This window comes from Pseudomonas mandelii (genome assembly GCF_006438925.1).
GTDB classification, from domain to species: Bacteria; Pseudomonadota; Gammaproteobacteria; order Pseudomonadales; family Pseudomonadaceae; genus Aquipseudomonas; species Aquipseudomonas mandelii_C.
Genome location: NZ_RCZA01000008.1, coordinates 104,344 through 117,988 on the forward strand (window position 1 = coordinate 104,344; position 13,645 = coordinate 117,988).

Genomic DNA, 13,645 nt, shown 5'->3' on the forward strand with positions numbered 1-13,645 from the left:
TCAAATTTTGAGTTTCCGGGGCCGTCTCCTTGGCAGGGTGCGGTCCCTTTTTTATTCCGGACAAACACCAAACCCTGTGGGAGCGAGCCTGCTCGCGATGGCGTCGCTACATCCAACATGGATGGTGACTGATCTACCGCTATCGCGAGCAGGCTCACTCCCACAGGTGATCGATTTTATATTCGATATAGGTCTTAATAAATAGCTTCTTATTCCTTAACGAATATAACTCTCCTCCCTATACTTGCTCGGGAACAGACAAGCAGCAGGAGAGCTCCCCCATGCGCAACGAATCAATTCGCTATCTGATTGTGCCGGGCTGGCAAGGATCGCCAGAAGATCATTGGCAAAGCCACTGGCAGAACAGCCTGCCGAACAGCGCGCGGGTGGAGCAGGCCGACTGGCTGACACCACGTCGTGAAGACTGGGTCGCGGCACTGGCTGAGGCGATTGCCGCCGACAGCACGCCGGTGATCCTGATCGCCCATAGCCTGGGTTGCATCACTGTCGCGCATTGGGCTGCCACGGCGCCCGTGCCGTTTTTGCGTCAGGTCCGCGGCGCCTTGCTGGTCGCCCCAGCGGACGTCGAGCGTCCGTCCTGCGCACCGGCCCTGCGCAATTTCGCACCGATTCCGACCCACCTGCTGCCGTTCCCGAGTCAGGTTGTCAGCTCCGACAATGACGGCGCCGTGAGCACACCGCGTGCGTTGGAACTGGCACGTCACTGGGGCGCCGAGGCGGGGATTTTGTCGGGCGCCGGGCACATCAATGTGAAGTCCGGTCATCAACGCTGGGAGCAGGGTTTTGCCTATCTCTATCGCCTGCAAAACCGAATGGAACACCACGCCCTGCGCCGCGCTTGAACCTTTTATTTTTTGCTTTTGTTTTTTAAAACAACGCCCCCCGTCTCCCGGCGGTTCAGGGCGGGAGTCTGCCATGAGTTTTGAAACCTTCGGTCAGCCGCTGCTGACCTTCCCCGACGCAGAAAAAAGTCCCCTGAGCATTCGCGCCAAGGCGCTGGTGTTTGTCGATCCGCGTTCGCGTCAGTTACGCCAGGAGCTGGAGCTATTGGCGCCGCGTTCGATCTCGGTGTTGATCCGTGGCGAAACCGGCAGCGGCAAGGAGTTGCTCGCGCGGCACATCCATCGTGCAAGTGATCGCGGTGGGTTGTTCGTCTCGGTCAACTGCGGCGCGATCAGCCCGACTTACGCTGATGCGGAATTGTTCGGTTATGCCGCCGGCAGTTACAGCGGTTCAGCCAGCAGTCGCGCGGGGTGGTTCGGTTCTGCCAACGGCGGGACGCTCTATTTGGATGAGATCGGCGACTTGCCGCTACCAATCCAGATCAAATTGCTCGCGGCGCTGGAAAACCACGAAGTCACGCGGGTCGGCGCTCACCAACCAAGCCCGGTGGACGTGCGCCTAGTGGCGGCTACCAGCATCGACCTGGCCCAAGCGGTGGCCGCCGGAAAATTCCATGAGCGTCTCTACCACTACCTCAGCGAAGGCCAGCTCGAACTGCCGGCCTTGCGTGAGCGGGTGGGCGATATTCTGTCGCTGTCCGAATATTTCCTCGGCATCTATAGCCAGCGCCTGGACCTGCCGGTGCCGCTGATCAGCGAAGCCGCGCAGCATCTGTTAGAGCAACACAGTTGGCCGGGCAACACCCGGGAGCTGGAAAACGTCATTCACTTTGCATTGTTGGTCAGCACCGGCGATGAGATTTTGCCGGAGCATTTGAATCTGCCCGAGGCGCCGCCGTCATTGGTGCAGATCGAGCGGCAACTGAAGCAGATTCTCGGCAGCGGTTCCACCGCAGAGAGAGAAGCCTTGAAACAACTCCTCAAAAACACCGCGTTTGTGTAGGCGCTGGCGCAGCCTGCGATCTGTTGATCTTGGCAATCTTCTAGATTGCCGAAGATCAAGATCAAAAGATCGCAGCCTTCGGCAGCTCCTACGCTGTATGAACAAAATGGAATATGAAAGTGAATAAAAGATATTGTTCGGGAATAAAAAATCCCGGTATTGTCCGCGTCACGCCAGCGATAGCACTTCATTAGCACTTACAAAAACCACTCGTAATAAACAAGCCGTCGTCGAGCACGACCGTGATTTTCGATAAGGACACTGCATGAAAAAGGTTCTGTTGTTCACCGCATTGGCGGCTGCCCTGACCGCGGGCCTGGCCCAGGCTGGCGAGAAACTGGTGGTGGCGGCGACCCCGGTTCCACACGCCGAGATTCTTGAACTGATCAAACCAACCCTCGCCAAAGAAGGCGTGGACCTGGAAATCAAAGTATTCACCGACTACGTTCAGCCGAACGTACAGGTCGACCAGAAGCGTCTGGACGCCAACTACTTCCAGACCCTGCCGTACCTGAAAAGCTTCAATGAAGGCAAAGGCACTAACCTGGTGACCGTGATCGGTGTGCACGTCGAACCTTTCGGCGGCTACTCGAAGAAAGTCAAAACCCTGGCTGAGTTGAAAGACGGCGCAACCATCGCAATCCCGAACGAAGGCAGCAACAGCGGCCGTGCCCTGATCCTGTTGCAGAAGGCTGGCCTGATCGAGTTGAAAGACCCGAAAAACGCTCTGGCCACCCCGAAAGACATCGCCAAGAACCCGCACAACTTCAAGTTCAAGGAACTGGAATCGGCCATGCTGCCGCGTGTTCTGGACCAGGTCGACCTGGATATGATCAACACCAACTACGCGCTGGAAGCCGGTTTGAACCCGGCTAAAGACGCGCTGGTGATCGAAGGTGCAGATTCGCCTTACGTGAACTTCCTGGTGGCGCGTCCGGACAACAAGGACAGCGTAGCCATCCAGAAACTGGCCAAGGCTTTGACCAGCCCGGAAGTGAAAGCATTCATCGAGAAGAAGTACAGCGGCGCGGTATTGCCGGCGTTCTGATTCGCGAGGTAAACCCCTTCAAGGTTTCAACGCCGACGGCTGATATAGCGTCGGCGTTTTTTATGGACGCAATTCATGTGGGAGCGAGCCTGCTCGCGAAGAGGGAGTGTCAGTCGACATTACTTTTGCTGATACGCCGCTTTCGCGAGCAGGCTCGCTCCCACAGGGGAATCTACTCGTTCAGGCCACCCTGGCCTTCAACGCCCTGCGCAACGCCACCAGCAACTTCACGATGTCCTGCGGATCCAGCCGCTGTGGCACTTTTACGTCAGCCATTTTCTCTTCCTTGTGATGGTTCGGCCGGGGAGTCTGGCCAAAAGCTGTGCGTCCTTGGAGGGGGATTACGAAAAAAAGATCCTTCCTACAACGCAAAGAAAAATAGTCGTCTTCTGCTGCCTCAGCAAATTCGGAGGATAGTTTTTGCGCGATATGGATGATCGTTCCCACTCAGTGCGTGGGTCGGGGTTAGTCCGGCCAATACCAAGCCGGCTCATCCAGCATCCGCTGCCCGACAATCCCGGTCTGGCTCAGGTTCTTCTCCAGCACAATGCAATTGCACTCCGGGTCCTCCTGCAGCGCCGAAATCAACCGCCGCGCATGAGAAACCACCCACACCTGACACTGCTCGGACGCGCGGATAATCAACCGCGCCAACGCGGGCAACAGGTCTGGGTGCAGACTGGTTTCCGGCTCGTTCAGCACCATCAGCGTCGGTGGCCGAGGCGTCAGCAGCGCTGCGACCAGCAGCAAATAGCGCAACGTCCCGTCCGACAACTCGGCCGCCGACAAGGGCCTCAATAATCCTTCCTGGTAAAACTCGATCGCAAACCGACCACCCTGAAGCGGCGCGATGTTCAATCGCGCGCCAGGGAAGGCGTCGCTGACGGCGGCCTGCAAGGCCTCGGGGTCGCCAATTTCGCGGATCGTCTGCAACGCGGCCGCCAGATCCCGACCATCGTGATGCAGCACCGGCGTGCGGGTGCCCAATTGCGGTTGACGCACCTGCGCATCGGCGTCGCTGCGAAAGTGATCATAGAATCGCCAGCGGCGGATGAACTCACGCAACTGCATGACTTCCGGCGAGGTGCGAAAGCTGCCGACCTGATCGAACAGGCTGTCGAAATTCGGCGTGTGTTGGGCCAGAACCTCCCAGCCGCGCCCGGCCCGGGCCCGGATCATCGGGCCGTTTCGATCCACCAGCAGACTGGCCGGGCGGTAAAACGGGCCGGACCAGATGCATTCCTTCTTGATTTCCGGGTCCAGAGAAAACGCGGAAAGGCTCGGCTCCGGCAGCCCCAGCGCGATTGAGTAGCTGAAATCTTCCCCGGCAAACCCCAGGCGCAGGCGTTTGGCACTGTGTCGAACGGTCGCCTCGATCGGGGCTTCACCATTACGCATCCGCCGACTGATTTTTTCCGGCCCGGCCCAGAAGGTCGAATCCAGCCCACCCTCGCGGGCCAACGCATTGACCACGCCGCCCTGAGCGGTTTCCGCCAGCAGGCGCAACGCGCGGTAGAGGTTGGATTTACCGCTGCCGTTGGGGCCGGTGATCAGGTTCAACCGACCCAACGGAATCACCAATTTATTGATCGAGCGGTAATTGGCCACCGCGAGGGTTTTGAGCATGGGAAGCTTCCTGCTGCGTGGTGCGCGATTCTGCCTTATTGTCGACGTCATCGTGCGCCAGGCTTTATTTCAAACCGTGAGGCGCACCCTTGGAACCCTGTTCTACGCTCACAGTCGTATCGCCATTGGCACGTTCGTACAACGCAAAGGAGTCTGCATGGTGGGTCCCGGATTGAAAACAGTGGTTGGCCTGAGCCTCCTTGTTCTGCTGAGCGCCTGTGGCGATAAAAAACCGGTCGAAAAGGACCGTCCGCGGGTATTCGTGCAAGAGGTAAAACCTGCGGATTACGCGGCGACGGTGACCCTGACCGGTGATGTTCAGGCGCGGGTCCAGACTGACCTGTCGTTCCGCGTTGGCGGCAAGATCATCCAGCGCATGGTCGATGTCGGTGACCGGGTATCGGCCAAACAAGTGCTGGCCAAGCTCGATCCCAAGGACCTGCAAACCAGCGTCGACTCGGCTCAGGCGCAGGTTGTTGCCGAGCAGGCCCGGGTCAAACAGACCGCCGCCGCATTCGTTCGCCAGCAAAAACTCCTGCCCAAGGGCTACACCAGCCAGAGCGAGTTCGATTCCGCCCAGGCCGCCTTGCGCAGCACTCAGAGTGCGCTGACTGCCGCACAGGCGCAGCTGGCCAACGCCCGGGAACAACTGGGCTACACCGCGCTGATTGCCGACGCGCCGGGGGTGATTACCGCGCGCCAGGCCGAGGTCGGCCAGGTGGTGCAGGCCACTGTGCCGATTTTCAGCCTGGCCCGGGACGGTGAGCGCGACGCCGTGTTCAACGTCTACGAATCGCTGCTGAAAGAGCCTCCAGAGGATAAAACGGTGGTCGTCAGCCTGCTCGACAACCCCGCGATCAAAACCACCGGCACCGTTCGGGAAATCACCCCGGCCGTCTCCGCGCAGACCGGCACGGTGCAGGTCAAAGTCACTCTCAACGGACTACCGGAAGGCATGCAGCTCGGTTCGGTGGTGAGTGCCACGGCCAAGACGCCAGGCAAATCGGCGGTCGAACTGCCCTGGTCGGCTCTGACGAAAAATCTCAGCGACCCGGCGGTGTGGCTGGTGGACGGCGAGGGCAAGGCACAGCTGCACACCGTCACGGTCGGCCGCTACTTGACGGGCAAAGTGATCATCAGCGACGGCCTGAAAGGTGGCGAAAAAGTGGTCATCGCCGGCGGACAGTTGCTGCACCCCGGCGTGAAGGTGGAAATCGCCGAAAACACCTATAAGGATTTATCCGCGGGAGCCCAGCCATGAAGCGTCTGTTACTGGTATGCGCCGGTGTGATGCTGGTGGCCTGCTCGAAAAAGGAACCGCCGCCGGAGTCTGTGCGTCCGGTGCTGTCCATCAAGGTCCAGTCTCTGGACGAAGAAAGCCTGGGCCGCTTCGCTGGCAACATCCAGGCCCGGTATGAAAGCAATGTCGGGTTCCGGGTGCCGGGGCGTATTGCCAGCCGTAACGTCGATGTCGGTGCCGAAGTCGATAAGGGCGCGTTGCTCGCCACGCTCGACCCCACCGATCAGCAGAACCAGTTGCGCTCCGCTCAGGGTGATCTGGCCAGCGTCCAGGCGCAACTCATCAACGCCCAGGCCAACGCCCGGCGTCAGCAAGAGTTGTTCGATCGTGGCGTGGGCGCCCAGGCGCAACTCGACATCGCACAGACCGATCTCAAAACCACCCAGGCCTCCCTCGATCAAGCGAAGGCTGCGGTCGATCAGGCCAAGGACCAGCTCAACTACGTTGAACTGCGCGCCGACCACAAAGCCGTGGTCACCGCGTGGAACGCCGAAGCCGGGCAAGTCGTCAGCGCCGGCCAGCAAGTGGTGACCCTGGCGCAGCCGGACATCAAGGAAGCGGTGATCGACCTGCCGGACACCCTGGTCGACCAGTTGCCGGAAGACGTGGTGTTTCAGGTGGCCGTCCAGCTCGACCCGAGCATCACCACCACCGCCATCATTCGCGAAATCGAACCCCAGGCGCAAAGCGCGACCCGTACCCGTCGCGCCCGCCTGACACTGACCGACACACCACCGGGTTTTCGCCTGGGCACGGCCATCAGCGTGACCCTCAGTTCCGCGATCAAACCGCGTATCGAACTGCCCCTGACTGCGCTCCAGGAGGTCGATGGCAAACCGCGGATCTGGGTCATCGACCCGCAGACCCAGACCGTTTCCCCGCGAGATGTCAGCCTGGTCAGCCGCACTGACTCAACGATGGTCCTGGCGAACGGGGTGAAGTCCGGCGAGCGGGTGGTCAGTGCCGGGGTGAATAGCCTGAAACCGGGGCAGAAAGTAAAAATCGATGAGGACAGCCCGCAATGAAAGGGAGTTTCAACTTGTCCGAATGGGCCCTCAAGCATCAGTCGTTTGTCTGGTATTTGATGTTCATCGCGCTGCTGATGGGCGTGTTCTCGTACCTGAACCTCGGCCGTGAGGAAGACCCGTCGTTCACCATCAAAACCATGGTGATCCAGACCCGGTGGCCGGGCGCGACCCAGGAAGAAACCCTCAAGCAGGTCACTGACCGGATCGAGAAAAAACTCGAAGAGCTCGACTCGCTCGACTACGTGAAAAGCTACACCCGCCCCGGCGAGTCGACGGTCTTCGTTAATTTGCGTGATACCACCAGCGCCAAGGACATCCCGGAAATCTGGTACCAGGTGCGCAAGAAGATCAATGACATTCGCGGCGACTTCCCTCAAGGCCTGCAAGGGCCGGGATTCAACGATGAATTCGGTGACGTGTTCGGCTCGGTGTACGCCTTTACCGCCGACGGTTTGTCGATGCGCCAATTGCGCGATTACGTCGAGCAAGTCCGCGCCGAGATCCGCGAAGTGCCGGGGCTGGGCAAGGTCGAGATGGTCGGCGAGCAGGATGAAGTCCTCTACCTGAACTTCTCCACTCGCAAACTGGCGGCGCTGGGCATTGATCAGCGTCAGGTGGTGCAGAGCCTGCAATCGCAAAACGCGGTGACCCCGGCCGGTGTGATCGAGGCAGGTCCCGAGCGGATTTCCGTGCGCACGTCGGGGCAGTTTGTCTCTGAGAAGGACCTGGAAAACGTCAACCTGCGACTCAACGACCGTTTCTACCGTTTGGCCGACATCGCCGACATCAGCCGTGGCTATGTCGACCCGTCGACCCCGGAATTCCGCTTTAACGGCCATCCTGCCATTGGCCTCGCCATTGCGATGAAGAAGGGCGGCAACATTCAGGTGTTCGGCAAGGCGTTGCACCAGCGCATGACCGACCTGACTGCCGATCTGCCGGTGGGCGTCGGCGTGCACAACGTTTCCGACCAGGCCGAAGTGGTGGAAAAAGCCGTCGGCGGCTTCACCAGTGCGTTGTTCGAAGCGGTGGTGATCGTGCTGATCGTCAGCTTCATCAGCCTCGGCGTACGTGCCGGATTGGTGGTGGCCTGCTCGATTCCGCTGGTGCTGGCGATGGTCTTCGTCTTCATGGAATACAGCGGCATCACCATGCAGCGGATTTCCCTCGGCGCGCTGATCATCGCCCTCGGCCTGCTGGTGGATGACGCGATGATCACCGTCGAGATGATGGTCACGCGCCTGGAGATGGGCGAGACCAAGGAGCAAGCGGCCACGTTCGCCTACACCTCGACCGCGTTCCCGATGCTCACCGGTACGTTGGTGACGGTGGCCGGTTTCGTGCCCATCGGCCTCAATGCCAGCTCGGCCGGCGAGTACACCTTCACGTTGTTCGCGGTGATCGCGGTGGCCATGATCGTGTCGTGGATTGTCGCGGTGCTGTTCGCCCCGGTGATCGGCGTGCACATCCTCAGCACCAACGTGAAACCTCACGAAGCAGAACCGGGGCGCATTGGCCGAACGTTCAATTACGGCATGCTCTGGGCCATGCGCAATCGCTGGTGGGCGATCGGCATCACCCTCTTGCTGTTCGTGGCGTCGGTGTTTTCCATGCAGTTTGTGCAGAACCAGTTCTTCCCGTCCTCGGACCGCCCGGAAATCCTCGTCGACCTGAACCTGCCACAAAACGCTTCGATCGCCGAAACCCGCAAGGCAGTGGACAAGCTCGAGGCGACACTCAAGGGCGACCCGGACATCGTGCGCTGGAGTACTTACATCGGCGAAGGTGCGATCCGTTTCTACCTGCCCCTCGACCAGCAATTGCAGAACCCGTATTACGCGCAACTGGTGATCGTCAGCAAAGGGCTGGAATCGCGTAACGCGCTTAGCCAACGCTTGCGCGAGCGCCTGCGCAAGGATTTTGTCGGTATCGGCAGTTACGTCCAGGCGCTGGAAATGGGCCCGCCGGTGGGGCGGCCGATTCAGTACCGGGTCAGCGGCAAGGACATCGATCAGGTGCGCAAACACGCCATCGCCCTGGCCACCGAACTGGATAAAAACTCGCACATTGGCGAGATCATTTACGACTGGAACGAACCGGGCAAAGTCCTGCGCATCGACATCGCGCAGGACAAGGCAAGGCAATTGGGACTGTCGTCAGAAGACGTGGCCAACCTGATGAACAGCATCGTGGTCGGCGCACCCGTGACTCAGGTCGATGACGATATCTACCTGATCAACGTGGTGGGCCGCGCGGAAGACGCCGAACGCGGCACCCCGGAAACCCTGCAGAATTTGCAGATCGTCACGCCGGGCGGCACGTCGATTCCGCTGCTGGCGTTCGCCACCGTGCGCTATGAACTTGAGCAACCGCTGGTCTGGCGCCGTGACCGCAAACCGACCATCACCATCAAGGCTGCGGTGCGCGACGACATTCAACCGACCGATCTGGTGAAACAACTCCAACCCGACATCGATAAATTCGCCGCCAGTTTGCCGGTGGGCTACAAGGTCGCCACTGGCGGCACCGTCGAGGAAAGCGGCAAGGCCCAAGGGCCGATTGCCAAGGTCGTGCCGTTGATGCTGTTTTTGATGGCGACCTTCCTGATGATCCAGTTGCACAGCGTGCAGAAGCTGTTCCTGGTGGCGAGTGTCGCGCCACTCGGGCTGATCGGCGTGGTGCTGGCGTTGATCCCGACGGGCACGCCGATGGGCTTTGTGGCGATCCTCGGGATACTGGCGCTGATCGGCATCATCATCCGCAACTCGGTGATTCTGGTGACGCAGATCGACGCCCTGGAGAAGGACGGTCATGCACCGTGGGATGCGGTGGTGCAAGCCACGGAGCATCGTCGCCGACCGATTCTGCTGACGGCTGCGGCGGCGAGCCTGGGGATGATCCCGATCGCCCGGGAAGTGTTCTGGGGGCCGATGGCGTACGCGATGATTGGCGGGATTATTATTGCGACGTTGCTGACATTGCTGTTTTTGCCGGCGCTATATGTGGCTTGGTACAAGATTCGGGAGCCGAAGAAAGATTAAGGGTGTTACACGAGTGTGTGCTCGGCTTGAAATCCACCCCTCACCCCAACCCTCTCCCCAGGGGGTAGAGGGGGCTGACCGAGTCGTTTCTGAGGCATTCTGCGACCGGGGAAATCAAGCCGAACCCAGGTTTTGAAAGACTTGAAGATCGGCTCCCTTTCCCCCTCTCCCCGCTGGGGAGAGGGCTGGGGTGAGGGGTCGATCTAGCTGACACACCGCTAAAATCAAACCCGACGCCAGACACTCGCCAACCAAGGCTGTTGCTCGCGCGGCAACCCCGCCGGCCGATAGTAATGCTCCAACTCCACAAACCCGGCCTCGGTCAGCCGTTCCTGCCACGCTGGCAAATCGTGATAAGCCCCATAACGCGGCCCATTCCACCCTTCCTGATTCTCGCCACGCGGATTGGAACTGAACAACACCCCACCCGGCTTCAAAGCCCCGCGCAACTCCTTCAATACCCGAGGCAGTTCCTGGCGCGGAATATGAAACAACACCGCATTGGCGAAGATCCCGTCAAAGCGCTCGGCCGGCAAATCCAGCTTCAGAAAATCCTGCTGCCAGACCTCACAGCCGCTGTCTTCGCGCGCCATCTGCGCAAACTTCTCCGAGCCATCAAGCCCGACAGCGGTATGGCCCATGCGCGTGAAGGTTTGCAAATCACGACCCGGCCCGCAGCCAAAATCGAGAATGTCGAACGGCGCCTCACCCTGAATATGCCGCAGCAACGCAGCAATGTTCTGGCTGACATCATGATCGCGAGTCCCTTCGCGAAAACTTTCAGCCACCGAGTTGTAATGGCCCAGGGTGGTGGAGGTGATCTGCTCAAGGTCGGTGGGGGTCTGTTTCATGGTGGGCTGCGCAGGCAATTGGGATTTGCCGAATATACGCCAAGGCGCCGGTGGCTGCTTCGCAGCCATTCGCGAGCAGGCTCGCTCCCACATTCGATCGAGATGTCCAGACGGACGCGATCAACTGTGGGAGCGAGCCTGCTCCGGGCGGCGTTCCGACGAAAGCGGTATCACTGACAACCGATAACTTCAGCCAGGCTCAACGCTTATTGAGCCCCCGAGCCAACCGATCCCCGCCCAACTGAATCGCCGCCACCAACACCACCAGCAACACAATCACCGTCAACATGATCTGACTATCAAACCGCTGATACCCGTACCGATAGGCGATATCGCCCAACCCACCGGCACCAATCGCTCCCGCCATTGCCGATGAGTTGATCATCGTCACCAACGTAATCGTGAAACCACCGACAATCCCCGGCAACGCCTCGGGCAACAACACATGCCAAACGATATGCCAGCGCCGGCAACCCATCGCCTGCGCCGCTTCGATCAACCCATGATCAACCTCACGCAAACTGACTTCGGCAATGCGCGCAAAGAACGGTGTAGCGGCGATGGTCAGCGGCACCACGGCCGCCCAAACGCCGTAGGTGGTGCCGACGATCAATCGGGTAAATGGAATCAGCGCCACCATCAAAATCAGAAACGGAATCGAGCGAAACAGGTTCACGAACGCGCCCAACGCACGATTCAGCGCCGGTGCTTCATAGATTCCGCCCTTGGAGCTGGTGACCAGAATCACCGCCAGCGGAATGCCCGCCAGCAGCGCGATCAATGACGACACGCCGACCATCAGGAAGGTGTCGATGAAACCTTGCAGCAAGCGATCAAACCACATAACCCAGCACCTCCACCTGTTGCGCCCAGTTGCCGGCGCGTTGACGCAATTCCTCTGCGCCGAGGGACGAGCCGGTCACCGCCAGCAGCAAATGCCCGAGGGCATGGCCCTGAATCCGTTCCACGCCACCTTGCAGCAAGCGCACACGTCCGCCGAGGGCGGTGAACAGTGCGGCCAGATCCGGTTCATCGCTTGCGCTGCCGGTGAACTGCAAACGCAGCACAACTGCGGCGTCCGAGGATTGTGGGTGTGGCTGCAAGCGGCTTTGCAATTCTTCCGGCAAACCGTGTTGGATCGGCGCCAGCAAGGTTTTGCTGACATCGTGCTGCGGGTCGCCAAAGACTTCCCAGACCGGGCCTTGCTCGACGATTCGTCCGTGTTCCAGCACGACGACTCGATCACAGATATCGCGAATCACCGCCATCTCGTGGGTGATCAGCACGATGGTCAGGCCCAGGCGCTGATTGATCTCGCGCAGCAGGCCGAGGATTGATTGCGTGGTTTCCGGGTCCAGTGCCGAAGTGGCTTCGTCGCACAGCAGAATCGCCGGGTCATGCACCAGTGCCCGAGCGATGCCGACGCGCTGTTTCTGACCACCGGACAGCTGCGCAGGGTAGGCCTTGTGTTTCTCTTGCAGGCCTACCAGTTCCAGCAATTCGCGGACTTTCTGCTCGCGTTTTTCCTTCGGCACACCGGCGACTTTCAGCGGCAACTCGACGTTCTGCCAAACCGTCTTGGCCGACATCAGGTTGAAGTGCTGGAAGATCATGCCAATGCGCCGACGCAGCACCACCAGGCGGTCTTCATCGAACTCGCCGATGTCGACCTGATCGATCAGCACGCGCCCCGTGCTCGGTTGTTCCAGGCGGTTGATGGTGCGGATCAGCGACGACTTGCCGGCGCCGCTGCGGCCGATGATGCCGAACACTTCACCGCGCTGGATCGCCAGGTCGATGCCGTGCAGCGCGGCGACCGGACCCTGCTGACCGTTGTAGGTTTTGCCCAGACCGATGAAGCGCACGTGAGCGCGGTTCAAATCCGGATGCAGTTCGGTTTGTTCGGCTTTATGTGGCTCTGGAATCTCCAGTCGCAGTTGAGTGGCTGCCGTCATATTCAGCTTTCCCAACCGGCTTGATAGAGCTTGCCGTGGGCTTTATCCAGGGCCGCGCGCACGGCCGGCGAATGCTGGTAGATGTCGACGAATTTGATCAGGCGCGGGTCGGTTTTGCTTTTCGGCTGGATCACGAACTGAATCACGTATTCCTTGTGATCGAGGCCGTCGAACAGCAGGGCGGAGCCGGCATCGAAGGTCTTCGACAAGCGGATGTAGGCTGGGTAACCCTGGACCAGATCGGCGTCGTCATAGGCGCGTACCAATTGCACGGCTTCGACCTGAAGGATTTTGATTTTCTTCGGATTGGCAATGATGTCTTCTTCGGTGGCCTTGTAGCCGACGCCCGGTTTGAGTGTGATCAGCCCGGCCTTGGCCAGCAGTTGCAGACCACGACCGCTGTTGATCGGGTCATTGGCGATCGCCACGCTGGCGCCTTCAGGCAGCTCGTCGAAGCTTTTGTATTTCTTCGAGTAGAGGCCGACGTTGTTGATGATCCCCGGAGCGAATGGCACGAGGTCAAAACCAGCGGCGGCCTTGGCGTTTTCCAGGAACGGGACGTGCTGGAAGTAGTTCACGTCGATGTCCCCGGCAGCGAGGCTGACGTTGGGCGCGATCCAGTCGCTGAACTCCACCAGGTCGACTTGCAGGCCTTGCTTTTTGGCTTCTTCGACGGCGGCTTCCAGGGGAATGGCGAAAGCGGCGGTGGTGCCGACTTTCAGCGGCGCGTCGGCGGCGAAAGTGATGGAGCTGAAAAGGCCGAGGGCCAGGGCCAGTGCTTTGACTGGGTGGTTGAACAGTTTTTTGGTCATGATGAGTCTTCCAGTCAGGGCATTGAATTTTTGGTGTTTGGTAGGGCCTCATCGCGAGCAGGTCGAATCGTCGCACCGTCGCTCCCACAGGGATTGTGTGAACACCAAAAATCCACTG

Annotated in this window: 11 protein-coding genes; 6 read left to right on the forward strand and 5 right to left on the reverse strand. The window is 59.9% G+C overall.

Annotated features, from left to right (window positions below; genetic code table 11):
- Nucleotides 1–281 precede the first annotated feature (281 nt).
- From EAH74_RS19365 to EAH74_RS19375, 3 genes are all read left to right on the forward strand, one after another.
- The gene (locus EAH74_RS19365) at nucleotides 282–863 is read left to right on the forward strand and encodes an alpha/beta hydrolase (protein WP_140680400.1); all 582 of its coding nucleotides are present in this window, start codon (nucleotides 282–284) and stop codon (nucleotides 861–863) included.
- 73 nt (nucleotides 864–936) lie between these two features.
- A complete protein-coding gene (locus tag EAH74_RS19370) occupies nucleotides 937–1,866 on the forward strand; it encodes a sigma 54-interacting transcriptional regulator (protein WP_140680402.1) in 930 nt (309 codons plus the stop codon).
- Between the two features lie 265 nt (nucleotides 1,867–2,131).
- Nucleotides 2,132–2,914: a MetQ/NlpA family ABC transporter substrate-binding protein gene (locus EAH74_RS19375; RefSeq protein WP_010464830.1), complete on the forward strand. Its 783-nt coding sequence runs from the start codon at nucleotides 2,132–2,134 to the stop codon at nucleotides 2,912–2,914.
- 465 nt (nucleotides 2,915–3,379) lie between these two features.
- Here EAH74_RS19375 and EAH74_RS19385 read toward each other — a convergent pair whose 3' ends face one another.
- Nucleotides 3,380–4,540, reverse strand: a complete 1,161-nt coding sequence (locus tag EAH74_RS19385; protein ID WP_140680407.1) for an AAA family ATPase — start codon at nucleotides 4,538–4,540, stop codon at nucleotides 3,380–3,382.
- A 157-nt stretch (nucleotides 4,541–4,697) separates the two neighbouring features.
- On the opposite strand from EAH74_RS19385, the gene EAH74_RS19390 reads away from it, so the two are divergent.
- The 3 genes from EAH74_RS19390 to EAH74_RS19400 are packed head-to-tail and all read left to right on the forward strand — an operon-like array spanning nucleotide 4,698 to nucleotide 9,909.
- Nucleotides 4,698–5,801, forward strand: a complete 1,104-nt coding sequence (locus EAH74_RS19390) for an efflux RND transporter periplasmic adaptor subunit (RefSeq protein WP_140680409.1) — start codon at nucleotides 4,698–4,700, stop codon at nucleotides 5,799–5,801.
- A complete protein-coding gene (locus EAH74_RS19395; RefSeq protein ID WP_140680411.1) occupies nucleotides 5,798–6,865 on the forward strand; it encodes an efflux RND transporter periplasmic adaptor subunit in 1,068 nt (355 codons plus the stop codon). The genes EAH74_RS19390 and EAH74_RS19395 overlap by 4 nt, the downstream gene beginning before the upstream one ends.
- Nucleotides 6,862–9,909 carry an efflux RND transporter permease subunit gene (locus EAH74_RS19400; RefSeq protein WP_140680413.1) on the forward strand — a complete coding sequence of 1,016 codons (3,048 nt, stop codon included), beginning with the start codon at nucleotides 6,862–6,864 and terminating at the stop codon, nucleotides 9,907–9,909. Before EAH74_RS19395 ends, EAH74_RS19400 begins: the two co-directional genes overlap by 4 nt.
- A 224-nt stretch (nucleotides 9,910–10,133) precedes the next feature.
- On the opposite strand, the gene EAH74_RS19405 is transcribed toward EAH74_RS19400, so the two are convergent.
- The 4 genes from EAH74_RS19405 to EAH74_RS19420 all read right to left on the reverse strand — a co-directional run bounded on the left by EAH74_RS19405 (nucleotide 10,134) and on the right by EAH74_RS19420 (nucleotide 13,527).
- Nucleotides 10,134–10,760, reverse strand: a complete 627-nt coding sequence (locus tag EAH74_RS19405) for a class I SAM-dependent methyltransferase (protein WP_140680415.1) — start codon at nucleotides 10,758–10,760, stop codon at nucleotides 10,134–10,136.
- Between the two features lie 199 nt (nucleotides 10,761–10,959).
- Nucleotides 10,960–11,604, reverse strand: coding sequence for a methionine ABC transporter permease (locus tag EAH74_RS19410; RefSeq protein ID WP_033058513.1), 645 nt, complete (start codon nucleotides 11,602–11,604; stop codon nucleotides 10,960–10,962).
- Entirely contained in the window at nucleotides 11,594–12,715 is a 1,122-nt protein-coding gene (locus EAH74_RS19415) for a methionine ABC transporter ATP-binding protein (protein WP_140680417.1), read from the reverse strand. The genes EAH74_RS19410 and EAH74_RS19415 overlap by 11 nt, the downstream gene beginning before the upstream one ends.
- Before the next feature lie 2 nt (nucleotides 12,716–12,717).
- On the reverse strand, nucleotides 12,718–13,527 hold the full coding sequence (locus EAH74_RS19420; protein ID WP_140680419.1) for a MetQ/NlpA family ABC transporter substrate-binding protein: 810 nt from the start codon (nucleotides 13,525–13,527) through the stop codon (nucleotides 12,718–12,720).
- Nucleotides 13,528–13,645: the final 118 nt, after the last annotated feature.